The organism is Xanthomonas sp. WCS2018Noco2-27, assembly GCF_031843525.1.
In the GTDB taxonomy this organism is placed as follows: domain Bacteria; phylum Pseudomonadota; class Gammaproteobacteria; order Xanthomonadales; family Xanthomonadaceae; genus Xanthomonas.
Genome location: NZ_JAVTIK010000002.1, coordinates 368,171 through 389,925 on the forward strand (window position 1 = coordinate 368,171; position 21,755 = coordinate 389,925).

Annotated in this window: 18 protein-coding genes and 5 tRNA genes; 3 read left to right on the forward strand and 20 right to left on the reverse strand. The window is 63.5% G+C overall.

Going from position 1 to position 21,755, the window contains the following annotated elements:
* Nucleotides 1-131: 131 nt before the first annotated feature.
* The 20 genes from rpoB to RQH86_RS06785 all read right to left on the reverse strand — a co-directional run bounded on the left by rpoB (nt 132) and on the right by RQH86_RS06785 (nt 17,261).
* A complete protein-coding gene (rpoB, locus tag RQH86_RS06690) occupies nt 132-4,283 on the reverse strand; it encodes a DNA-directed RNA polymerase subunit beta (protein ID WP_115512412.1) in 4,152 nt (1,383 codons plus the stop codon).
* A gap of 298 nt (nt 4,284-4,581) precedes the next feature.
* The gene (gene rplL, locus RQH86_RS06695) at nt 4,582-4,947 is read right to left on the reverse strand and encodes a 50S ribosomal protein L7/L12 (RefSeq protein ID WP_055846628.1); all 366 of its coding nucleotides are present in this window, start codon (nt 4,945-4,947) and stop codon (nt 4,582-4,584) included.
* Between the two features lie 55 nt (nt 4,948-5,002).
* Nucleotides 5,003-5,536: a 50S ribosomal protein L10 gene (gene rplJ / locus RQH86_RS06700; protein WP_055846625.1), complete on the reverse strand. Its 534-nt coding sequence runs from the start codon at nt 5,534-5,536 to the stop codon at nt 5,003-5,005.
* Between the two features lie 546 nt (nt 5,537-6,082).
* The gene (gene rplA, locus RQH86_RS06705) at nt 6,083-6,781 is read right to left on the reverse strand and encodes a 50S ribosomal protein L1 (RefSeq protein WP_055846624.1); all 699 of its coding nucleotides are present in this window, start codon (nt 6,779-6,781) and stop codon (nt 6,083-6,085) included.
* A gap of 3 nt (nt 6,782-6,784) precedes the next feature.
* Nucleotides 6,785-7,213, reverse strand: coding sequence for a 50S ribosomal protein L11 (gene rplK / locus RQH86_RS06710; protein WP_055846621.1), 429 nt, complete (start codon nt 7,211-7,213; stop codon nt 6,785-6,787).
* Nucleotides 7,214-7,410: 197 nt separating this feature from the next.
* Nucleotides 7,411-7,968 carry a transcription termination/antitermination protein NusG gene (gene nusG, locus RQH86_RS06715; protein ID WP_005993332.1) on the reverse strand — a complete coding sequence of 186 codons (558 nt, stop codon included), beginning with the start codon at nt 7,966-7,968 and terminating at the stop codon, nt 7,411-7,413.
* Between the two features lie 13 nt (nt 7,969-7,981).
* Nucleotides 7,982-8,392: a preprotein translocase subunit SecE gene (secE, locus tag RQH86_RS06720; protein ID WP_055846620.1), complete on the reverse strand. Its 411-nt coding sequence runs from the start codon at nt 8,390-8,392 to the stop codon at nt 7,982-7,984.
* Nucleotides 8,393-8,441: 49 nt separating this feature from the next.
* A tRNA-Trp gene (locus RQH86_RS06725) sits at nt 8,442-8,517 on the reverse strand.
* A gap of 108 nt (nt 8,518-8,625) precedes the next feature.
* Nucleotides 8,626-9,816, reverse strand: a complete 1,191-nt coding sequence (tuf, locus tag RQH86_RS06730) for an elongation factor Tu (RefSeq protein WP_115527199.1) — start codon at nt 9,814-9,816, stop codon at nt 8,626-8,628.
* A 46-nt stretch (nt 9,817-9,862) separates the two neighbouring features.
* A tRNA-Thr gene (locus RQH86_RS06735) sits at nt 9,863-9,938 on the reverse strand.
* A 33-nt stretch (nt 9,939-9,971) separates the two neighbouring features.
* A tRNA-Gly gene (locus RQH86_RS06740) sits at nt 9,972-10,045 on the reverse strand.
* 29 nt (nt 10,046-10,074) lie between these two features.
* Nucleotides 10,075-10,160 (reverse strand) — tRNA-Tyr (locus tag RQH86_RS06745).
* Between the two features lie 153 nt (nt 10,161-10,313).
* Nucleotides 10,314-11,405 carry a redox-regulated ATPase YchF gene (gene ychF / locus RQH86_RS06750; RefSeq protein WP_055851351.1) on the reverse strand — a complete coding sequence of 364 codons (1,092 nt, stop codon included), beginning with the start codon at nt 11,403-11,405 and terminating at the stop codon, nt 10,314-10,316.
* A gap of 71 nt (nt 11,406-11,476) precedes the next feature.
* Nucleotides 11,477-12,061, reverse strand: coding sequence for an aminoacyl-tRNA hydrolase (pth, locus tag RQH86_RS06755; protein WP_311240294.1), 585 nt, complete (start codon nt 12,059-12,061; stop codon nt 11,477-11,479).
* A gap of 50 nt (nt 12,062-12,111) precedes the next feature.
* Nucleotides 12,112-12,747 carry a 50S ribosomal protein L25/general stress protein Ctc gene (locus RQH86_RS06760; RefSeq protein WP_023902813.1) on the reverse strand — a complete coding sequence of 212 codons (636 nt, stop codon included), beginning with the start codon at nt 12,745-12,747 and terminating at the stop codon, nt 12,112-12,114.
* Between the two features lie 109 nt (nt 12,748-12,856).
* On the reverse strand, nt 12,857-13,816 hold the full coding sequence (locus RQH86_RS06765; protein WP_055851346.1) for a ribose-phosphate diphosphokinase: 960 nt from the start codon (nt 13,814-13,816) through the stop codon (nt 12,857-12,859).
* Between the two features lie 160 nt (nt 13,817-13,976).
* A tRNA-Gln gene (locus RQH86_RS06770) sits at nt 13,977-14,053 on the reverse strand.
* A 3-nt stretch (nt 14,054-14,056) separates the two neighbouring features.
* Nucleotides 14,057-14,941 (reverse strand): 4-(cytidine 5'-diphospho)-2-C-methyl-D-erythritol kinase, encoded by an 885-nt coding sequence (gene ispE, locus RQH86_RS06775; protein WP_311240293.1) that lies wholly within the window; start codon nt 14,939-14,941, stop codon nt 14,057-14,059.
* Nucleotides 14,923-15,576 (reverse strand): lipoprotein insertase outer membrane protein LolB, encoded by a 654-nt coding sequence (gene lolB, locus RQH86_RS06780; RefSeq protein WP_311240292.1) that lies wholly within the window; start codon nt 15,574-15,576, stop codon nt 14,923-14,925. Before lolB ends, ispE begins: the two co-directional genes overlap by 19 nt.
* Nucleotides 15,573-17,261, reverse strand: a complete 1,689-nt coding sequence (locus RQH86_RS06785) for a tetratricopeptide repeat protein (protein ID WP_311240291.1) — start codon at nt 17,259-17,261, stop codon at nt 15,573-15,575. The genes lolB and RQH86_RS06785 overlap by 4 nt, the downstream gene beginning before the upstream one ends.
* Before the next feature lie 65 nt (nt 17,262-17,326).
* Here RQH86_RS06785 and hemA point away from each other — a divergent pair, with 65 nt between their 5' ends.
* From hemA to RQH86_RS06800, 3 genes are read left to right on the forward strand one after another with little or no spacing between them, the layout of a single operon-like run.
* Nucleotides 17,327-18,625, forward strand: coding sequence for a glutamyl-tRNA reductase (hemA, locus tag RQH86_RS06790; RefSeq protein ID WP_055851334.1), 1,299 nt, complete (start codon nt 17,327-17,329; stop codon nt 18,623-18,625).
* The gene (prfA, locus tag RQH86_RS06795; protein ID WP_055851331.1) at nt 18,603-19,688 is read left to right on the forward strand and encodes a peptide chain release factor 1; all 1,086 of its coding nucleotides are present in this window, start codon (nt 18,603-18,605) and stop codon (nt 19,686-19,688) included. The genes hemA and prfA overlap by 23 nt, the downstream gene beginning before the upstream one ends.
* Nucleotides 19,685-21,391: a tetratricopeptide repeat protein gene (locus RQH86_RS06800; RefSeq protein ID WP_311240290.1), complete on the forward strand. Its 1,707-nt coding sequence runs from the start codon at nt 19,685-19,687 to the stop codon at nt 21,389-21,391. The genes prfA and RQH86_RS06800 overlap by 4 nt, the downstream gene beginning before the upstream one ends.
* Nucleotides 21,392-21,755: the final 364 nt, after the last annotated feature.

Genomic DNA, 21,755 nt, shown 5'->3' on the forward strand with positions numbered 1-21,755 from the left:
TTCGTATCTGAGATGAAACGCGAAGAACTCTGTTCGGGACTGGGGACCCGGGCCCGGGGACCCGGAAGATCAAGAGCGCTGGGCTCTTGTCTTTCCCGGGTCCCCGGTCCCCTTGTCCCGGGTCCCGGCTCTTACTCTTCCAGTTCCATGTTGATCGCCAGCGAGCGGATTTCCTTCACCAACACGTTGAAGGACTCCGGCATGCCCGCGACCATCTCGTGCTCACCATCGACGATGTTCTTGTACATCTGGTTGCGGCCCTGCACGTCGTCGGACTTCACCGTCAGCATTTCCTGCAGGGTGTAGGCCGCGCCGTAGGCTTCCAGCGCCCAGACTTCCATTTCGCCGAAGCGCTGACCACCGAACTGCGCCTTGCCGCCCAGCGGCTGCTGGGTCACGAGCGAGTACGGGCCGGTCGAACGGGCATGCATCTTGTCGTCGACCAAGTGGTTCAACTTCAGGTAATGCATGTAGCCAACGGTGGTCTTGCGATCGAACGCTTCGCCAGTGCGACCGTCGTACAGCTGGGTCTGACCGCTCTGCGGCAGTTCGGCCAGTTCCAGCATGCGCTTGATTTCCGCTTCGCTGGCGCCGTCGAACACCGGGGTGGCCATCGGCACGCCGTCGATCAGGTTCTTGCCCAGGTTGAGCAGTTCCTCATCGCTGAACTGCGACAGATCCACACGCTGCGCATTGATCGCGCTGTCGTGGTTGTAGATGTCGTCCAGGAACTTGCGCAGCTCGCTGACCGCGGTCTGCGCTTCCAGCATGCGCTGGATCTTGCGACCCAGGCCCTTGGCGGCCCAGCCCAGATGCACTTCCAGAATCTGGCCGATATTCATACGCGACGGCACGCCGAGCGGGTTCAGCACGATGTCCACCGGCTCGCCGGTCGCCATGTACGGCATGTCTTCGACAGGCACGACGTTGGAGACCACACCCTTGTTGCCGTGGCGGCCTGCCATCTTGTCGCCCGGCTGGATGCGGCGCTTCACCGCCAGGAACACCTTGACCATCTTCAGCACGCCCGGTGCGAGGTCGTCGCCCTGGGTGATCTTGCCGCGCTTGTCGGCAAAGCGTGCTTCGAATTCCTTCTCGTGCGCCTGGATCTGCTTCTGCGCGCGTTCGATGGCGTCGGCAGCGTCTTCGTCCTTCATGCGCAGCTGGAACCAATCGGACTTCTTCAGTCCGTCCAGATACGCGTCGGTGACGTTGTCGCCCTTCTTCAGGTTCGGACCGCCATTGGCGACCTTGCCCACGATCTGCGAGCGCAGACGTGCGTAGATGGCCGCTTCCAGAATGCGGAACTGGTCGTCGAAGTCCTTCTTGACGCGCTTGATCTCGGATTCTTCGATCTGGCGCGCACGCTTGTCCTTCTCGATGCCGTCGCGGGTGAAGACCTGCACATCGATGACGGTGCCGTCCATGCCCGGGGGCACGCGCAGCGAGCTGTCCTTCACGTCGGACGCCTTCTCACCGAAGATCGCACGCAGCAGCTTCTCTTCCGGGGTCAGCTGGCTTTCGCCCTTCGGTGTGACCTTGCCGACCATGATGTCGCCAGCGCGCACTTCCGCACCGATGTACACCACGCCGCTTTCGTCCAGACGGTTCAAGGCCTGCTCGGACACGTTCGGAATGTCGGCGGAAATTTCCTCCGGCCCCAGCTTGGTGTCGCGTGCAACGCAGGTCAGTTCTTCGATGTGGATCGTGGTGTAACGATCCTCTTCCACCACGCGCTCGGATAGCAGGATGGAGTCTTCGAAGTTGTAGCCGTTCCACGGCATGAAGGCGATCAGCATGTTCTGACCCAGCGCCAGCTCACCGATGTCGGTGGACGGGCCGTCGGCCAGCACGTCGCCGCGCGCGATCACGTCGCCCACATTCACCAGCGGACGCTGGTTGATGCAGGTGTTCTGGTTGGAGCGGGTGTACTTGATCAGGTTGTAGATATCCACGCCGGCATCAGTGCCGCCGCCAATTTCTGCCTCGTTGACCTTGACCACGATGCGGGCTGCATCGATCTGCTCGATCACGCCACCACGCAGCGCGTTGACGGTCACGCCCGAGTCGCGCGCAACCGCACGCTCGATGCCGGTACCGACCAGCGGCTTCTGCGAACGCAACGTCGGCACGGCCTGGCGCTGCATGTTGGCGCCCATCAGTGCGCGGTTCGCGTCATCGTGTTCCAGGAACGGCACCAGCGCCGCTGCGACCGACACGGTCTGCATTGGCGAGACGTCCATGAAGTGGACTTCTGCCGGCGGCTTGAGCAGCGACTCACCCTGGAACCGGCACGGCACGAACTGCTCGGTGAGCATGTTCTTGACGTCGGTCAACGCGTTCGCCTGGGCGATCACGTACTCGTTTTCTTCGATCGCCGACAGGTATTCGACGTCGTCGGACACCTTGCCGTCCAGCACCTTCCGGTACGGCGTCTCGAGGAAGCCGTACTGATTGGTGCGGGCGAACACGGCCAGCGAGTTGATCAGGCCGATGTTCGGGCCTTCCGGCGTTTCGATGGTGCAGACGCGGCCGTAATGGGTCGGATGCACGTCGCGCACTTCGAAGCCTGCACGCTCGCGGGTCAGACCGCCCGGGCCCAGTGCGGAGACGCGACGCTTGTGCGTCACTTCCGACAGCGGGTTGTTCTGATCCATGAACTGCGACAGCTGCGAGGAACCGAAGAATTCCTTGATCGCTGCGGCCACCGGCTTGGCGTTGATCAATTCCTGCGGGGTCAGACCTTCCGACTCCGCCATCGACAGACGCTCCTTGACCGCGCGCTCGACGCGGACCAGGCCCACGCGGAACACGTTCTCGGCCATTTCGCCGACCGAACGCACGCGACGGTTACCCAGGTGATCGATGTCATCGACCACGCCGCGACCGTTACGGATTTCGGTGAGCACCTTGATCACTTCCAGGATGTCGGAGGTGTCGGTGTGCTCGGCGACCAGACGCTTGGATTCTTCGTCGTTACGCTCGGCAAAATACTTCTTGTCGTACAGCACCGACTCGCCCAGCACTTCCTTGCGGCCGACGCGACGGTTGAACTTCATGCGGCCGACCGTGGACAGGTCGTAGCGCTCGAAGGTGAAGAACAGGTTGTGGAACAGGTTCTGCGCGGCTTCCTTGGTCGGCGGCTCGCCCGGACGCATCATGCGGTAGATTTCGACCAGCGCTTCGAGCTGCGTCTTGGTCGGATCGATGCGCAAGGTGTTGGACAGGTACGGACCGCGATCCAGATCGTTCACCCACAGGGTGCCAACCGCGTCGACGCCGGCCTTACGGAAGGCAGCCAACTGGTCTTCGCTGATCTCGTCGTTGGCATTGGCCAGCAGTTCGCCGGTCGAACCATCGACCACGTCGTGCGACAGGATGCGGCCGACCAAATAGTCGTCCGGCACGGCCAGCGCGGCAACGCCGGCGGCTTCCAGCTGCTTGACGTGACGGGCGGTGATGCGCTTGCCCGCTTCCACGATGACCTTGTCGCCATCGGCCAGGTCGAAGTTCAGCGTTTCACCACGCAGACGCTCCGGCACCAGCTCCAGCTGCACGCCTTCGTCCGGATTGATATGGAACGTGTTGATCTCGAAGAACTCGGCCAACATCTCTTCGTTGTTGTAGCCAAGCGCGCGCAACAGGATCGACACCGGCAGCTTGCGGCGACGGTCGATACGGGTGAACAGCGCGTCCTTCGGATCGAACTCGAAGTCCAACCAGGAACCGCGGTACGGAATGATGCGGGCGCTGTACAGCAGCTTGCCCGAGCTGTGGGTCTTGCCACGGTCGTGGTCGAAGAACACGCCCGGCGAGCGGTGCAGCTGCGACACGATCACGCGCTCGGTGCCGTTGACGATGAAGGTACCGTTGCCGGTCATCAGCGGGATTTCGCCGAGATAGACCTCCTGCTCCTTCACGTACTTGATGGCCTTGGTCGACGACTCGCGGTCGTAGATCACCAGACGCACGGTCACGCGCAGCGGCGCGCCATAGCTCATGCCGCGCTGACGGCATTCGCGCTCGTCAAACACCGGCTGACCCAGCTTGTAGCCCACGTACTCGAGCGCAGCGTTGCCACTGTAGCTGGAGATCGGGAACACCGACTTCAGAGCAGCATGCAGACCGAGGTCCTTGCGCTTGGTCGGCTCCACATCTTCCTGCAGGAATTCGCGATAGGAATCCACCTGGATGGCAAGCAAAAACGGCACTTCGAGAATCGAGCGCTGCTTACCGAAATCCTTGCGGATACGCTTTTTTTCGGTGAACGAATAAGACGTCATGAGGTCTTCACCCTAGGCTGCGGGGGCCGCGTCGCGGCGGCCCTGAAATAACAAAATTGTCAGTTGGAAGTCGCTGGTATTGCCGGCACCAGCACGCCTTCTCTTGCTACTTCCAACTACCAACTCGGTGAGGCCGCGAATCGGGAGTGGAGATGTGGGATTCGGAAAAGCGCAACCTCGCAGTTGCAGATCTCCAACTCCCATTCCCGACTCACGTCCGAAACGGCCAAAGGCCGGGGGCTTTGGGCCCCCAGCCTTCAGTGCATCACCGTAAAACGCTGGCGATGCAAGATGCTGCTTACTTGACTTCGACGGTCGCGCCGGCTTCGGTCAATTCCTTCTTGATCTTCTCGGCTTCGTCCTTGGACGCGCCTTCCTTCAGGATGCCACCGGCTTCGGTCAGATCCTTGGCTTCCTTCAGACCCAGGCCGGTCACGGCACGGACGGCCTTAATGACGCCGACCTTATTGGTGCCGCAGTTGACCAGCACCACGTTGAACTCGGTCTGCTCTTCGACCACAGCAGCCGGGCCAGCTGCAGCGGCAGCGACCGGAGCGGCGGCGGAGACGCCGAACTTCTCTTCGATGGCCTTGACCAGCTCCATCACTTCCATCAGGGACTTCTCGGCGATGGCGTCGACGATCTGTTCGTTGGTAAGGGACATTGTGATTACCTTTTAGAAATTAATTCTGGAATGGTTTCTAGCAGACGCTAGGACATCAAGCTTCGGCAGTCTCGGCGACCGGCTCGGCGGCTTCGTCGCCACCGCCCTGCTTGTCGCCAACGGCCTTGACGGCACGGGCGAACATGGCAGCCGGTTCGGACAGCACGCGGGCCAGCATGGCCAGAGCCTGGTCACGGGTCGGCAGCGAAGCCAACACGTCAACGTGGCTCGCCGGGAACAGTTCCCCGCCGATTGCCACAACCTTGGCCTGCAGCTTGTCGTTGCTCTTGGCGAATTCCTTGATCAGGCGACCGGCAGCGCCGGGCTCCTCCATCGAAAACGCATACACCAAAGGACCGACCAGCTTGTCAGACGCGACAGCAAATTCGGTACCTTCGACGGCACGCACAGCCAGGGTGTTCTTGACAACTTTCAAGAACACACCGGTTTCGCGGGCCTGCTTGCGCATCGCGGTCATCTGGGAGACCGTGGTGCCAGCGTATTCGGCGGCGATCAGGGAGTGGGCCTTGGCGGCGATGTCTGCCAGCTCGGCGACTACTTCTTGCTTCTGGGACAGATTGAGAGCCATTGCACTCCTCCGTTAAAGCTGGGACGCGAGATTTGCGATTCGGGATTCGCCGAAGGCCATGCAGCAGCCCTGAAAATCCCCAATGCCGACCCTTTCATCCCCGCTTCAAACTACTCCGCTCGCGGCTCCTGCCGGTTGCGGTCCAGGGCAGCTTCCATCCTGGAAGCCGGGAACATCGACCGATGTTCCTTTGGTGGCCGTTCTAGACCTGGAGTGGACTCGATCCGGGATGTCCCAGACGCGCGTAAACCAGAAAACTCCAGAAGGGCGACACCATCTACGCCGGCCAGTTCGAAACGAACCAATTAAGCGATCCCGCTGCATCGACGGCGACTCCATGCCAGTGCGAGCATCCCTGCCCGTCGCCGATCTGCGCTGACCGCGCCTGCGGTCTTTGACGGCTACCGCCGGACATGCCGGCGATCGCCTTCAAAATGTCCGTTACCCCAAAGGAGGGAACGGACTCCCAGCACACGGTTACCCGGGCCGGAAAAACAATGCAGTACTGCACAAACACGTCAGGCGCATGACGCCCGACGAATTCAATTACTTCAGCGACAGGCTCGACTGATCAACCGTCACGCCCGGACCCATGGTCGAGCTGACCGATACCTTCTGCAGGTAGGTCCCCTTCGAGGTGGCCGGCTTGGCCTTGATCAGGTCCAGCAGCAGCGCCTGCAGGTTCGACTTCAGCGCTTCGTCGTCGAAGCTGGCCTTGCCGATGGTGCAGTGGATGATGCCGGCCTTGTCGGTGCGGTAACGCACCTGGCCCGACTTGGCGTTCTTGACCGCTTCGCCCGGGTTCGCCGACACGGTGCCGACCTTCGGATTCGGCATCAGACCGCGCGGACCCAGCAGGGTGCCGAGCTTACCGACAACGCGCATGGCATCCGGGGTCGCGATGACCACGTCGTAGTTCAGATCGCCGGCCTGCATCTTCTCGGCCAGGTCGTCCATGCCCACTGCCTCGGCGCCTGCAGCCAGGGCTTCGTCAGCCTTGGCGCCCGCCGGTGCGAACACCGCAACGCGCACGCTCTTGCCGGTACCGGCCGGCAGCACGGTCGAACCGCGCACCTGCTGGTCGGACTTCTTGGCGTCCACGCCCAGGCGCACAGCAACGTCGATGGATTCGACGAACTTGGCCTTGGTGGCGGTCTTCAGGATCTTGATTGCGTCTTCGAAGGCATAGTTCTTGCCCGGGACGACAGCGGCCGCAATGGCCTTAACGCGCTTATTCTGTGCCATGTCTTAGCCCTCCACCGTCAAACCCATGCTGCGGGCAGTACCCGCAATCGTGCGAACTGCCGCTTCGAGCTCGGCTGCCGTCAGATCGGCTTCCTTGGTCTTGGCGATCTCTTCCAGCTGCTTGCGTGTCACCTTGCCGACCTTGTCGGTATTGGGACGCTTCGAACCGGAAGTAACACCTGCCACCTTCTTGAGCAACACGCTGGCGGGCGTGCTCTTGGTGACGAAGGTGAAGGTACGGTCGGAATACGCGGTGATGATCACTGGCGTCGGCAGACCCGGCTCCAGCTTGGAAGTCGCAGCGTTGAACGCTTTGCAGAATTCCATGATGTTCAAACCACGCTGACCCAGTGCAGGGCCGACCGGCGGTGCAGGATTGGCCTGGCCGGCCTTAACCTGCAACTTGATGTAGGAAGTAATCTTCTTAGCCATTTCGATGCTCTCCGGGTGCTAACGCCTGACAACAGGCTCCCCATCGGACCGGGAGAATCACGCGTCCCGGCGTCGCGCTGTGTACCACACGCAGATGGCTGCCATGCGGCAGCCATTATTTCCCGGCGGTCGCCAGGTCAGCGAGCCGCGCACTATAGCAGTATTTAAAGCAGGCGCCTAGCAGGCGCCCGCCCAGGTCAGCCCTTCTCGACCTGGCCGAACTCGAGCTCGACCGGCGTGGAGCGACCAAAGATGAGCACGGCGACACGCAACCGGCTCTTCTCGTAGTTGACTTCTTCGACAACGCCATTGAAATCGTTGAACGGACCATCGGTGACGCGCACCATCTGACCCGGCTCGAACAGCACCTTCGGACGCGGCTTTTCGACGCCATCCTGCACACGCTGCAGGATCGCATCAGCCTCTTCGTCGCGAATCGGCAATGGACGATCAGCCGTACCGCCGATGAAACCCATGACCTTGGAAGTTTCCTTCACCAAGTGCCAGCTTTCATTGTCGATGCGCGGAATACCGGCTTCTTCGTGGGTTTCGATCTGCACCAGCACGTAGCCGGGGAAGAACTTGCGCTCGGACCGACGCTTCTGGCCGGCGCGCATTTCAATCACTTCTTCGGTCGGCACCAGCACGTCACCAAAACGATCTTCCATTTCGGTGCGAACGATGCGATCGCGCAATGCCTGCGCAACCGATTTTTCAAAGCCTGAATAGGCGTGAACGACATACCAACGCTTCACTGCTTGATTCTCCTTAACGAGCCAGGAACCACTGCGTGAGCTTCTGGATGACGAAGTCGAAGCCGCCCAACAGCAAACTCAGAATGATCACAACAACAATCACCACCCAGGTAGTGCGAATGGCTTCCTGACGCGTCGGCCAGACCACCTTGCGCAACTCAAACCTGGATTCGGACATGAATTCGCGGGTTTCCCGGCCTTTGCCAGTCCCCAAAAACACAAATGCACCCGCCGCCAATCCAACAATGACAGCCAGCGCGCGCAACTGCGGCGTCCAGGCTCCCAACTGCGTGGCGCGCTCGGGCGCAGAAAACCAGAACCACACAAACAACCCCGCAACCACCAGGATCGCGGAGAGAACGTATTTCACAATATCAGCGCTGGCAGAAGACGCGCTTTTGGAAGGCTCGATTTTGCTATTCATCCGGCTCTAGTTACCGATCTGACCCGAGTCGCTGGGCCGGAAAGAGGAGTGGCACGCCAGGAGGGACTCGAACCCCCAACCTGCGGTTTTGGAGACCGCTGCTCTGCCAATTGAGCTACTGGCGTATGTACTCGTTTACCGCAAACCCCAAGACAACGAAGGCGGACCGATGTTCAGCCGGCCCGCCATTCGCGCAGTGTCGGCGGCCAAAGCCGCCGAACTGCAGGCATTGCTTACTTGACGATCTTGGCAACCACACCAGCGCCGACGGTCCGGCCGCCTTCGCGAATTGCGAAGCGCAGACCTTCATCCATCGCGACCGGGTTGATCAGCGTCACGACCATCTTCACGTTGTCGCCCGGCATCACCATCTCCACGCCTTCCGGCAGCTGGCACGCGCCAGTGATGTCGGTGGTACGGAAGTAGAACTGCGGACGGTAGCCCTTGAAGAACGGGGTATGACGACCACCCTCATCCTTGGACAGCACGTAAACTTCGGCTTCAAACTCGGTATGCGGCTTGATCGAACCCGGCTTGCACAGCACCTGGCCGCGCTCGACGTCGTCACGCTTGGTGCCGCGCAGCAGCAGACCGGCGTTGTCGCCTGCCTGACCCTGGTCCAGCAGCTTGCGGAACATTTCCACGCCGGTGACGGTGGTCTTCTGCGTATCACGGATACCGACGATTTCGATTTCGTCGCCAACCTTGATGATGCCGCGCTCGATACGACCGGTCACCACGGTGCCGCGGCCGGAGATCGAGAACACGTCTTCGACCGGCATCAGGAACGGGCGGTCCACGTCGCGGGTCGGATCCGGAATGAAGCTGTCCAGTGCATCGACCAGCTTCAGGATCGCCGGCACGCCGATTTCGCTCTGATCACCGTCCAGCGCCAGACGCGCCGAACCATGAATGATCGGGGTGTCGTCGCCCGGGAAGTCGTACTTGCTCAGCAGCTCGCGCACTTCCATTTCGACCAGCTCGAGCAGCTCGGCGTCGTCGACCATGTCAGCCTTGTTCAGGAACACCACGATGTGCGGCACGCCGACCTGACGCGACAGCAGGATGTGCTCACGGGTCTGCGGCATCGGGCCGTCAGCGGCCGAACACACCAGAATCGCGCCGTCCATCTGCGCAGCACCGGTGATCATGTTCTTGACGTAGTCGGCGTGGCCGGGGCAGTCAACGTGTGCGTAGTGACGGTTCGGGGATTCGTATTCGACGTGCGCGGTCGAGATCGTGATACCACGCGCCTTCTCTTCCGGCGCTGCGTCGATCGCGTCGTACGCCTTGAACTCACCACCGAAACGCTCAGCACCGATCTTGGTCAGCGCAGCGGTCAACGTGGTCTTGCCATGGTCAACGTGACCAATGGTGCCGACATTGACGTGCAGCTTGTTGCGCTCGAATTTAGCTTTTGCCATGGGTGCAGGTCTCGGTAATCGTTTGGAGTTTAAGACGATTGAGTAATGGTGCTCACGAAAGGAATCGAACCTTCGACCTCCTCCTTACCAAGGAGGTGCTCTACCGACTGAGCTACGTGAGCGAGTTTTGCATTATGCCATGCATTTGCGTTCAATGGAGCGGGAGACGGGAATCGAACCCGCACCATCAGCTTGGAAGGCTGAGGTTCTACCGTTGAACTACTCCCGCGCCGGGAACTGCATGCCACAACGTTAAACTGGTGGAGGGAGGTGGATTCGAACCACCGAAGGCGTAAGCCAGCAGATTTACAGTCTGCCCCCGTTGGCCGCTTGGGTATCCCTCCAGCTTTTACTACCGGACCGTTGCGCCGTGAGGCGAATCGGTTCGGGGTGAAGCAGCCCGTTATTTTGTTGTGGGACGCACCCGGTGTCAACAAAAATTTTGAACTCTTCGTCACCACTGAATACGCGCGACGCTCAGCGCCGCGCGCACCGGATCAGACGTTGAAACGGAAGTGCAGCACGTCGCCTTCCTGGACCCGGTATTCCTTGCCTTCCAGGCGCAGACGACCCGCGTCTCGCGCGCCAGCTTCGCCGCGATACTTGATGAAATCATCAAAGCCGATCGTCTCGGCGCGAATGAAGCCCTTCTCGAAATCGGTATGGATCACCGCCGCCGCCTGCGGTGCAGTGGAGCCGGCCCTGACCGTCCACGCGCGCACTTCCTTGACGCCCGCAGTGAAGTAGGTTTGCAGGCCGAGCAGCTTGTAGGCCGCGCGAATGACGCGATTCAGGCCGGGCTCGCTCAGGCCGAGATCGGCAAGGAAGGTGTCGCGGTCCTCGTCGTCGAGCTGGGACAGTTCTTCTTCGATGGCGGCCGAGACCGGCACCACTTCTGCACCTTCGGCGGCGGCATGCGCGCGCACTGCGTCCAGGTGCGGATTATTTTCAAAGCCGTCTTCGAGCACGTTGGCGATGTACAGCACCGGCTTGAGCGTCAGCAGGAACAGATCGCGCACCAGCGCCTTCTCTTCCTCATCCAGACCCGCTGCACGGCCGGATTTACCCTCGGCCAGCGCGGCCTGCAACTTGGCCAGCACCGGCTTGCGTGCCGCTGCGTCCTTGTCGCCGCCTTTGGCACTGCGTTCGGCGCGATTGAGCGCCTTTTCCACGCTGTCCAGGTCGGCCAGCGCCAGTTCGGTATCGATGGTTTCGATATCGGCGATCGGGTCGACCTTGTTGTTGACGTGGATGACGTCGTCGTTCTCGAAGCAACGCACCACGTGGGTGATCGCATCGACTTCGCGGATGTGCGCCAGGAACTTGTTACCCAGCCCTTCGCCGCTCGCCGCACCGGCAACCAGGCCGGCGATATCGACGAACTCGACCGCGGTGGGAATCAACTTTTGCGGCTTGACGATCTCGGCCAGCTGGTTGAGGCGCGGATCCGGCACCGGCACGATGCCGACGTTCGGCTCGATGGTGCAGAACGGAAAGTTGGCCGCAGCGATGCCCGCCTTGGTCAGCGCATTGAACAGGGTCGACTTGCCGACGTTGGGCAGGCCGACGATGCCGCATTTGATACCCATGGGTCACATCCGGGATTCGGGATTCGGGAGTGGAGATTCGTCGCCTACGGCTGCGAATCCCCACTCCCCAATCACGCGTCCCTGGCGGTATGCAGCCGCTTCATCGCCTGGTTGAAATTGCCGTCCATCGCCAACGGCAGGACATCGATGGCCGCATCCACCGCACTACCGATCGCCGCATCATCGTCACGCCCTGCCCGCCCCAGCACCCACGGCACCACACGGTCCTTGTGACCAGGGTGACCGATGCCGACGCGCAAGCGGTGAAATTTGCCATGCCCGAGCAGGCGGATCGTGTCACGCAGGCCGTTCTGCCCACCGTGTCCGCCGTCGAACTTGAGCCGTGCCGTGCCCGGCGCCAGATCCAGTTCGTCGTGAGCGACGAGCATCTGCTCCGGTTCGATCTTCCAGAACCGCAGGGCGGCGGTGATCGATTTGCCACTGAGATTCATGAAAGTGGCCGGCTTGAGCAGCCAGACCGGCTGTCCTGCGATATCGACCTTGGCCGTTTCGCCGAACAACTTGCTGTCCAGACCCCAGCGGGCGCCACTGCGCTCGATGAGGGCATCGACGAAACGAAACCCGGCGTTGTGCCGGGTTTGCGCGTGTTCCGGACCCGGATTCCCGAGCCCGACGATCAGCCGAAGTGCAGACATGCCAGTCACCGCAGCCGATTCCCCGCAGATACGAGGAACCGGCCGACGGATTACTTGGTTTCTGCGCCTTCGCTGCCTTCTTCACCGGCAGCGTCTTCTTCTTCGATACGCACGTGCTTGGCAGCAACCACGGCGACATCGTGTTCCTTGCCCAGCTTCAGCTCGGGGATTTCCACACCGGCCGGCAGCTTGATTTCGGACAAGTGGATCACATTGCCCACTTCCAGCGCACCGAGGTCGACTTCGATGAACTCCGGCAGATCCTTCGGCAGGCAGACCACCTGGACTTCGTTGAGCTCGTGGGTCACGACCACTTCGCTCGACTTACCAGCCGGCGAAGTTGCTTCGTTGACGAAGTGCAACGGCACCGCGGCGCTGAGCTTCTCGTTGGCGCTGACGCGCTGGAAGTCGATGTGGATGATCAACTGCTTGAACGGATGGCGCTGCATGTCACGCAGCAGCACCTGCTGCACGTCGCCATTGAGGTTCAGGTCCAGGATCGACGAGTAGAACCACTCGTTCTGCTGGGCGAGCCAGATCTGCTCGTGGTTGAGCTGGATGCTGACCGGCTCGAGTTCGCCACCGTAGACGATGGCCGGAATGACGCCAGCGTGACGTAGGCGGCGGCTCGCACCCTTCCCCTCGTTCGCGCGGCGCTCGACCTTGATTTCGTGAGTCTTTGCCATGTTGTTTCACTACCTAGATTGGAATACCGCCTCGCGGCGATGAAGCGTCTCACCCGCGACCAGGAGAGACGTAGTACGGCACCCGGAGATCCGGGCGCCGAATGGGATATCAGTCGACGTAGAGCGAGCTGACCGATTCGCCGAAGGCGATGCGGCGGATGGTCTCTGCCAGCAGTTCGGCCACGCTCAGCTGACGAATCTTCGGGCAGGTACGCGCCGCTTCGTTCAACGGGATCGTGTCGGTGACCACCAGCTCGTCGAGCTGCGAGTTATTGATGTTGTCCACCGCCGGGCCGGACAGCACCGGGTGGGTGATGTAGGCCACCACCTTGAGCGCGCCGCGCTGCTTGAGCGCTGCGGCGGCCGCACACAGGGTGCCGGCGGTATCGACCAGGTCGTCGACCAGCACGCAGGTCTTGCCCTGCACGTCGCCGATGATGTTCATCACGGTGGCAACATTGGCGCGCGGACGGCGCTTGTCGATGATGGCCAGATCGGCGTCGTCCAGGCGCTTGGCGACGGCGCGCGCGCGCACCACACCACCCACGTCGGGCGAGACCACGATCAGGTTGTCGGTGCCGTAGGCGCGCCAGATGTCGGCCAGCAGCAGCGGCGAGGCGTAGACGTTGTCGACCGGGACATCGAAGAAGCCCTGGATCTGGTCGGCATGCAAGTCGACCGTCAGCACGCGGTCGGCCTCCATCGCGCAGATCATCTTGGCGGCGACCTTGGCGGTGATCGGCACGCGCGAGGAGCGCATGCGACGGTCCTGACGCGAATAGCCGAAATACGGAATCACCGCAGTCACCGAGGCGGCGCTGGCGCGCTTGAGCGCGTCGATCAGCACCAGCAGCTCCATCAGGTTTTCCGCGCTCGGCGCGCAGGTCGGCTGGATGACGAACACTTCCTGCCGGCGCACGCTTTCTTCGATCTCAACCTGCACTTCGCCATCGGAAAAGCGCGTGACCAGCGCCTTGCCCATGCGAACGCCCAGCTCCTTGCAGATGCTCTGGGCAAGCGGCTTGTTGGCATTGCCGGAGAACACCAGCAGATTACGTTGGTCTTGCATGGGATCTCTCAGGCGGCGGCGATAGAGCGTGCGGGTGGGTGAAAGAGCAGACGAGCCAAGCCGTTGCCCGGCCGTTCCTCGATCTCCGCACGTGGATGTGCGGGCGTTTGCAGAAGAATCTGCGTCTACAACTCTTGCAGGGCGACCTGCATCGGTACATTGGCAGGGGCGGTAGGATTCGAACCTACGAATGCCAGGATCAAAACCTGGTGCCTTGGGCCTCTTGGCGACGCCCCTGCATCAAACCTTTGTTGCGTCCAGTGCGTCGAGCAATGGCGAGTGCGCTGCACCCTCCACCACCCACGCCCGCAGGCTGTCCGGCAATTGCGCCAAGGCCTGCTCTGCAGCAGCGCGCGTGGCGAATTCGACGAAACACCCACTCCCTGACCCGGTCAAACGTGGCGTGCCGATCTGGGACAACGCCTGGAACACGGCCTCGACGGCAGGTTCGCGGCGCCGCAGGACCGGCTCGAACGCATTGTCGAGCAGAGAACCGGAAGCGAAGTCCGCTATTTTCACGGGCGCAGCATCCCGCGTCAATTCCTGTGATTGAAATAACGCCGGCGTCGGCACGTGGACGCCTGGATCGACCAGCACATAGGCGGCGTCGGGAAGCGCAATCGGGGTGAGTTGCTCGCCCACGCCTTCGGCCCAGGCGTTGTGTCCGCGGACGAACACCGGCACGTCCGCACCCAGCCGCAGACCCAGCGCGGCCAATGCATCGACCGGCAAGCCCAGGCGCCATAAGGCATTGAGCGCGACCAGCACGGTTGCTGCGTCCGACGAGCCGCCACCAAATCCGCCACCGGCGGGGATGCGCTTGTCGACGCGGATCTCCGCGCCCGCCCGTGTGCCGGTAGACGATTGCAGCAGGCGTGCGGCGCGGATCACCAGGTCATCGTCTTCGGCAACGCCAGGCAAACTGTCGCCGATGCGCCGGATCAGGCCGTCGCTGCGCAAACGAAGATGAATGGTGTCCCCCCAGTCCAGCAGCCGGAACACGGTCTGCAGCAGGTGGTAGCCGTCGGCACGGCGCCCGACGATCTGCAGAAACAGGTTCAGCTTGGCCGGCGCAGGCCACGCCGACCAGCTATCCAGCGCTGCCATCAGGGCGATACCGTCCATTGATCGACCAACAGGCGGACCTTGGCGGTGCCGTTATGGGCTTCGATGCGCTGCGGCAGCGCGGGCTGGCCGTCGCTGGCAGGCGCCCAAGCGAGAAATTCGATGGTCCAGCCATCCTGTTGCACGGTGCGCGGGCGCCCGGCAGCGTCGAGATCGACGCGCTGCGCGCCGGCATCGGCAATGCGCAGCGCGCGCACCCAGTCCGGCATCTGATTGACCGGGATGGTCCAGCCGGTCGCTTCCAGCAAGACCTGTTCGGCATCTGGGCCGCTGCGCGGACCGCCGTCCAGCCCTTCGAGCCGACCGGCGCCGGTGGTGGTATCGCCGGTGAGCACCCAGCTCTGCCGGGTCACCGGGGCACTGAGCTGCACGCGGTACTGCGGGCCGTTCTGCTGCCAGTCGATGCGCCCGCTGCCGCCGTTGCGGTCCTTGCTGATCGCCACCCGCCCCTGGAACGACCACTGTGGGTGGGCCTGCAACCAGGCCTGGCGCGCAGCTTCGGCGTTACGTGCTTCATCGGAGACGCGCTCGACCACCGCCGCGCCGCCACCCTGCCCGCGCGGCACGCTGACGCAGCCGGACAGGCCGACCAGCACCAGCCCGCTCAGGGCCAGCGCGCGTCGTGCAGCGCTCATAGCCCGAACTTTTCCACGGCGCGTTGCAGCGCGCGGTTGTCAGGATCCAACCGGCGGGCTTCGTCGAAGTAGCGCCGCGCCTCGTCCTGCTTGCCGCTGACCCACAGCACCTCGCCCACGTGCGCGGCAATCTCCGGGTCCTTGACCAGCGCCCAGGCGCGGCGCAGCTGCACCAGCGCTTCCTTGGTGCGGCCCATGCGATACAGCACCCAGCCATAGCTGTCGACGATGGCCGGGTTGTCCGGGTCGGCGGTGCGGGCGCGATCGATCAGCGCCAGCGCTTCCTTGTAGCGGGTGGTGCGGTCGGCCAGGGTGTAGCCCAGCGCGTTCAAGGCCGCCACGTTTTCCGGCTCGGCGACCAGGATCTTGCGCAGGTCGGCCTCGGCGCGCGCCACGTCGTCGCGACGCTCCCAGGCCAGGCCGCGGGCGTACAGCAACGCGCTGTCGTCCGGGTAGGCGGCCAAGCCACGTTCGAAGGCATCCAGCTCGCCCGGGGCATCGTCGGCGCGCTGATGCAGCTCGGCTTCCAGCACATAGGCATCGCGACGGGCATCGTCGTCGGCGCTGGCATCGCCCTGCAATGCACGTACTTCGGCCAAGGCTTCGGGCTTGCGGCCCAGCTCGTACAGCGCGCTGGCGGCGCGCAAGCGCGCTTCGCTCATCTGCGGCCCGCCGGGTACGCCGCGGTACCACTCAACGGCTTCGTCATAGCGCTTGAGGAATTCGGCGATCTTGCCCAGCAGCAGGCGGCGATCCGGGTCGGGCTTGGTGGCGTTGCTCTTGAGCTCGCCATACAGCGCTTCCAACGCGGTGCGGTCCTTCTCTTTGGCGAGCATGGACGCGCGCAGCCCGTAGGTCTGGGTGTCCTGCGGGCCGGTGGACAGCACACGCGCCGCCGCTTCGGTCTGGCCCATGGCGTCGTAGGCGAAAGCCAGCGCGCCGCGCAGCTCGGAATCCTTCACCGCCTGCGGTTCGACATTCTTCAGCAGCGCCAGCGCTTCGTCGTTCTTGCCTTCCTGCTGCAGCTGGGTGGCATGCAGCAAGGCCACGCGCGGCTCCTCGGGGAAGCGGCGCACCACTTCGTCGACGATGCGTTTGGCCAGCGCCGGGCGCTCCATGCGCAGCGCGAGCCGGCCGAATTCCTGCCACACCTCGATCTGGTTGGGGATGGCGCCGGCCTTGACCAGGTCTTCGAGTACGTCGGCGGAGGCTTCCGGCTCGCGGCCGCCGTTGGCCAGCGCGATCAATGCAAAACGCCAGCCGCGCGGGTCGGGTTCTTTGAGCAGGCCCAGCAAGTCGCGGCGCGCGGTGCGCAGATCGTTGCGGCGCAGGGCCAGCGAGGCTTCGGTGCTGCGCATCGACATCGAGGCCGGCGCACGGGCGCGCCACAGCGCCAGGGCTTCGATGGCACGCGGGTCGTCATTGGCCAGCATGGCGATACGGGCGGCACGTTCAGCCAGCCCGGCGTCGCCGGCTTCGGCCTTGGCGGCGTCCAGATAGGCGCGGGCGGCTTCGTCCAGCTGCCCGGCCTGCAAGGCGAATTCGCCGGCGAGCACAGGTTCCAGCGAGGTGGCGCCGGCACTGCTGGCGGGTGGAGCGGGCGGTGCTTTTTTGGGTGCTGCCGTGGCGTTGGCGGACACTGCTACCAGCAAAAGAACACTCAGGATGCGAATCGGTACAGGCATCGGGGGCAACCGGGCCGTAAAATGGGGCCCTGAATGGCCGCCAGCTTATCGCAAGCAACTGAACAATGACGTTGTGGGTGCTCGGACTGAATCACCAGACCGCACCTGTGGACCTGCGCGAACGCGCGGCGTTCGCAGGTGACGCGTTGCCGCGCGCGCTCGAATCGTTGCGGGCCTTGCCGCAGGTGCGTGAGGCCGCGCTGCTGTCCACCTGCAACCGCACCGAGCTGTATGCGATGGCGGACGACGTGCAGGCGCTGGCCGGCTGGCTGGACGCGCATGCGCCGGGACTGAGTAGCTATCTGTACCAGCATCAGGATGCCGACGCGGTGCGCCACTTGTTCCGGGTCGCTACCGGGCTGGATTCGATGGTGCTGGGCGAGCCGCAGATCCTGGGCCAGGTGAAGGATGCCTGGGCGGTGGCGCGCGCGCATGGCGCACTGGGAAGCGGGTTGGATCGGTTGTTCCAGCAGACCTTTTCGGTAGCCAAGCGCGCGCGGACCGATACCCGTGTCGGCGCCAATCCGGTGTCGGTGGCCTCCACCGCCGTGCGCCTGGCACAGGAGTCCTTTGCCCGGCTCAACGAATCGACCGTGTTGCTGGTCGGCGCCGGTGAAACCATCGAGCTGGCCGCCAAGCACCTGAGCGAAGGACGCGTGCGGCGCCTGTTGATCGCCAATCGCACGCTTGCGCATGCGCAGACACTGGCCAGCCAGCACGGCGGCTATGCCTTGCCGCTGACGGATCTGGAACGCCATCTGGCCGAGGCCGATGTGGTGTTTTCGGCCACCGCCGCGCGCGAGCCGGTCATCACGCGGGTGCAGGTGGAACAGGCGCTGCGCGCGCGCAAACGCAAGCCGATGTTGTTGTTCGACCTGGCGGTGCCGCGCGATATCGAAGCCTCGGTGGCGACGCTGAGCGATGCCTACCTGTACACCGTGGACGATCTGGAACGCGCGGTCGAAGACAACCGCCGCAGCCGCCGCGAAGCCGCAGACCAGGCCGAGGCGATCATCGACCTGCAGGTGGCGCGCTATGTCGAGACCGTGCAGGCCAACGCGCGCCAGGCACCGCTCAAGCGGCTGCGCGCGTTCGGCGACAGCACCCGCGACGAACTGCTGGCCAAGGCGCGTCAACAGTTGAGCAACGGCAAGCCGGCCGACGAAGTACTGGAGCAACTGGCGCATGCGCTGACCAATCGCCTGTTGCACCCGCCGACCGCCGCGCTGCGCGATGCCGCGCTCAACAACGACCTGGAATTGACCAGCGCGGCCGACCGGCTGTTCCCGGAAAAACCCGGTTACCCACATCCCCCTGTAGCTACCCCGATCGTGAGGACTGATGACGCCGACCCTGCGCCGTAAGCTCGAAGCGCTGGCCGAGCGCCGCGAAGAACTGCAGCACCTGTTGTCCGACCCGGACGTGGTCAACAACAACGACAAGTTCCGCAGCTTGTCGCGCGAACTGTCGCAACTGGAGCCGGTGGCCGTAGCGCTGGAAGACGAGGCGCGCGCCAAGGCCGACCTGAGCGCTGCCGAAGCCATGCGCAACGATCCGGAAATGCGCGAGTTGGCCGAAGAGGAAATCGCTGCGGCACAGGCGCGCCTGGACGAACTGGATGCACAGCTGGCATTGCTGCTGGTCCCGCGCGATCCGCGAGACGACGGCAACCTGTTTCTGGAAGTACGCGCCGGTACCGGCGGCGATGAGGCGGCGATCTTTGCCGGCGACCTGTTCCGCATGTACGCGCGCTATGCCGAGCGCCAGGGCTGGAAGGTCGAAATCGAATCCGACAGCCCCGGCGAACACGGCGGCTACAAAGAAGTGGTGGCACGCGTGGTCGGGCGCGGCGCGTATTCGCGGCTGAAGTTCGAATCCGGTACCCATCGCGTGCAACGTGTGCCCGCAACCGAGTCGCAGGGCCGTATCCATACCTCGGCGGCGACGGTGGCGATCATTCCCGAAGCCGACGACGTGGAAGAGATCGTGATCAACCCGGCGGATTTGAAGGTGGATACCTTCCGCTCGTCCGGCGCCGGCGGCCAGCACGTCAACAAGACTGAATCGGCCATCCGCATCACCCACGTGCCCAGCGGCGTGGTGGTGGAATGCCAGACCGAGCGCAGCCAGCACGCCAATCGCGACAAGGCGATGAAGCGCCTGAAGGCGCAATTGGTGGAAGCCGAACGCAGCAAGGCCGCGGCCGCCGAAGCGCACACGCGCAAGTTGCAGGTGGGCAGCGGCGACCGCAGCCAGCGCATCCGTACCTACAGCTTTCCGCAGGGCCGCATCACCGACCACCGCGTGGAGGGGCTGACCCTGTACGACCTGCCCAACATCATCGAAGGCGATCTGGATGCGTTGGTCGCACGGTTGCTGCACGAGCATCAGGCCGACGAACTGGCGCGGTTGAGCGACAGCCCGTGAGTGCCAACGTCCCGCGCGAGCTGCTGCAGCTGCGCGAGGCGGTGCAGCGGCAGCCCGGCGATTTCGTTGCATGGTTGATGCTGGCCGATGCCGAACTCGGCATGGGCGGCATCGCTGCTGGCGAGTTGGCCGTGCAACGCGCGTTGGCCTTGCATCCCGGCCACCCGGAAGCGATTGCGCGGCTTGGGCGCGTGCGTTGGGCGCAACAGCGGCATGCCGAGGCGTCGCGTCTGCTGCAGCAGGCATCGGACCTGGTGCCGCAGCATCCAGGCATTGCGCTGTGGCTGGGCCATGCCTTGGAAGACGCCGATCAGCCGGAGCAAGCGGCAGCGGCCTACACACGCGCGTATCACCTGCTGCCCGACGAGCCGTACATCGCCGCGCAGCTGCTCAACTGGCGACGTCGTTTATGCGATTGGCGCGGCCTGGATGCCTTGGCCGCGCAGGTCCGCAACGCCGTGGCACAGGGCGCCGCGGCGGTGGAGCCGTTCGCGTTTCTGAGCGAAGACGCCACTGCGGCCGAGCAACTGGCCTGTGCGCGCACGCGTGCGCAGGCGATCGCTTCAAGCCTGCAGCCACTGCCACCAGTTGCGCTACGCAGCCGCGGCGGGTTGCGCGTGGGCTTCGTATCCAATGGCTTCGGCGCACATCCCACCGGTGTGTTGACGGTGGCATTGTTGGAGGCATTGCAGCGGCGCCAACCGGAGCTGCAGCTGCACCTGTTCGCGACCAGCCAGGACGACGGCAGCGCGATTCGCGCGCGCTTGACGCAGGCCACGACCCTGCACGATGTCACCGCGCTTGAGCATCTGGCCACCGCGCAGCACATCCGTGCGCAGGGCATCGACGTGTTGTTCGATCTGCGCGGCTGGGGCGGTGGCGGACGCCCGGAAGTGTTCGCGCTGCGGCCGGCGCCGGTGCAGATCAATTGGCTGGCGTACCCGGGCACCTCCGGTGCACCGTGGATGGATTACGTACTGGGCGACGCGTTTGCATTGCCACCGTCGCTGGTGCCGTTTTACAGCGAGCAGGTGCTGCGCTTGAACCGCGCGTTTCAGCCGTCGGACACCACGCGCACGCTTGGCGAACCGCCGTCACGCGCCGCGTGTGGGTTACCCGCGCAGGGCACGGTGTTTTGCTGTTTCAACAATAGCTACAAACTCAATCCGCGCAGCATGGCGCGCATGCTGGCGGTACTGCATGCGGTGCCCGGCAGCGTGCTGTGGCTGTTGTCGGGGCCGGGCCAGGCCGATGCGCGGTTGCGAGCGGCAGCACAGGCGCAGGGCGTGGATGCGCAGCGCCTGGTCTTCATGCCGAAGTTGCCTCACCCGCAGTATCTGGCACGTTACCGGCACGCGGATCTGTTTCTGGATACGCATCCTTATAACGCGCACACCACCGCCTCCGATGCGTTGTGGACGGGTTGTCCGGTGCTGACCACGCCCGGCGAGACGTTTGCCGCGCGGGTCGCGGGCAGCCTCAATCAGCATCTGGGGCTGGAAGAGATGAACGTGGCCGACGACGCGGCGTTTGTGGCCAAGGCGGTGGCATTGGCAAGCGATGCGGATGCGTTGGCCGATCTGCGTGCGCGGCTGGCTGAGCAACGGCAGCGCAGTGGCGTTTTCGATATGGATGGGTTTGCGGACGATCTTGCGGCCCTGCTGCAGACGATGGCGCGGGAGCGTGGTTGGTTGGGGGTTTAGATGTAGGCCAAACACTGCCGATAGACCTACTCCCTTCTCCCGTCGGGAGAAGGTGGCGCGCAGCGCCGGATGAGGGTGCGAGCAAGCCTGCAATGCGCAGGCTGCGACCGATCGTCAATGCTCGAGACTCTACTGAGCGCTGCTGCCTTGTGCTCACCCCATGTAGCAAGTGTTGCCATGCAGGCTTCGCCCGTACTCTCACCCCAACCCCTCTCCCGCAGGAGAGGGGCTTTTTTCACTGCGCGCCGAGAGTCGCAGCGCGCGTAGTGGCTGACGCTTGATAGTCCAACACTGATCGACGTCCAACATTGAACGAATTCCAGCAGTGATCGATCTCCACCGCTAGGCTTCCTTCAAATTCACA

What these genes read in the sequence shown, in the direction of transcription:
- rpoB (WP_115512412.1), bottom strand. Translation starts at nt 4,283, where the DNA reads ATGACGTCTTATTCGTTCACCGAAAAAAAGCGTATCCGCAAGGATTTC.
- rplL (WP_055846628.1), bottom strand. Translation starts at nt 4,947, where the DNA reads ATGTCCCTTACCAACGAACAGATCGTCGACGCCATCGCCGAGAAGTCC.
- rplJ (WP_055846625.1), bottom strand. Translation starts at nt 5,536, where the DNA reads ATGGCTCTCAATCTGTCCCAGAAGCAAGAAGTAGTCGCCGAGCTGGCA.
- rplA (WP_055846624.1), bottom strand. Translation starts at nt 6,781, where the DNA reads ATGGCACAGAATAAGCGCGTTAAGGCCATTGCGGCCGCTGTCGTCCCG.
- rplK (WP_055846621.1), bottom strand. Translation starts at nt 7,213, where the DNA reads ATGGCTAAGAAGATTACTTCCTACATCAAGTTGCAGGTTAAGGCCGGC.
- secE (WP_055846620.1), bottom strand. Translation starts at nt 8,392, where the DNA reads ATGAATAGCAAAATCGAGCCTTCCAAAAGCGCGTCTTCTGCCAGCGCT.
- tuf (WP_115527199.1), bottom strand. Translation starts at nt 9,816, where the DNA reads ATGGCAAAAGCTAAATTCGAGCGCAACAAGCTGCACGTCAATGTCGGC.
- ychF (WP_055851351.1), bottom strand. Translation starts at nt 11,405, where the DNA reads ATGGGTATCAAATGCGGCATCGTCGGCCTGCCCAACGTCGGCAAGTCG.
- pth (WP_311240294.1), bottom strand. Translation starts at nt 12,061, where the DNA reads ATGTCTGCACTTCGGCTGATCGTCGGGCTCGGGAATCCGGGTCCGGAA.
- RQH86_RS06760 (WP_023902813.1), bottom strand. Translation starts at nt 12,747, where the DNA reads ATGGCAAAGACTCACGAAATCAAGGTCGAGCGCCGCGCGAACGAGGGG.
- RQH86_RS06765 (WP_055851346.1), bottom strand. Translation starts at nt 13,816, where the DNA reads ATGCAAGACCAACGTAATCTGCTGGTGTTCTCCGGCAATGCCAACAAG.
- ispE (WP_311240293.1), bottom strand. Translation starts at nt 14,941, where the DNA reads ATGGACGGTATCGCCCTGATGGCAGCGCTGGATAGCTGGTCGGCGTGG.
- lolB (WP_311240292.1), bottom strand. Translation starts at nt 15,576, where the DNA reads ATGAGCGCTGCACGACGCGCGCTGGCCCTGAGCGGGCTGGTGCTGGTC.
- RQH86_RS06785 (WP_311240291.1), bottom strand. Translation starts at nt 17,261, where the DNA reads ATGCCTGTACCGATTCGCATCCTGAGTGTTCTTTTGCTGGTAGCAGTG.
- hemA (WP_055851334.1), top strand. Translation starts at nt 17,327, where the DNA reads ATGACGTTGTGGGTGCTCGGACTGAATCACCAGACCGCACCTGTGGAC.
- prfA (WP_055851331.1), top strand. Translation starts at nt 18,603, where the DNA reads ATGACGCCGACCCTGCGCCGTAAGCTCGAAGCGCTGGCCGAGCGCCGC.